Origin of the sequence: Desulfallas sp. Bu1-1 (assembly GCF_015594625.1) — a bacterium.
Taxonomy (GTDB): Bacteria; Bacillota; Desulfotomaculia; order Desulfotomaculales; family Desulfallaceae; genus JADNRQ01.
Genome location: NZ_JADNRQ010000100.1, coordinates 1 through 270, shown reverse-complemented (window position 1 = coordinate 270; position 270 = coordinate 1). Strand labels below are relative to the sequence as shown.

General features: G+C 54.8%; 1 protein-coding gene. It reads left to right on the top strand.

Annotated features, from left to right (window positions below; genetic code table 11):
• Positions 1-5 precede the first annotated feature (5 nt).
• On the top strand, positions 6-155 hold the full coding sequence (locus IT084_RS17825; RefSeq protein ID WP_313885522.1) for a sulfurtransferase TusA family protein: 150 nt from the start codon (positions 6-8) through the stop codon (positions 153-155).
• The last annotated feature ends 115 nt before the right edge of the window (positions 156-270 follow it).

The following is a 270-nucleotide window of genomic DNA, read 5'->3' as shown; positions in this document are numbered from 1 at the left end:
CCGAAATTCAACCGGGCCAGGTGATGGAGGTGCTGGCCTCCGACTCCGGCACCAAGAAAGACCTGCCGGCCTGGTGCAAGAAGACGGGGCATGAGTTTCTGGGCATGCTGGAAGAAGCGGGCGACATTAAGCTTTACATCAAAAGGACGAAGTAAATATGGCTGCAACAACCGCTGCAACAACCAAAGAAGGCAAGGATTTTGCTCCCAAAATCCTTGCCTTTTCCACAAACAACATTTCCGACCCGGGCATCGACCTGGCGGGCAGCGC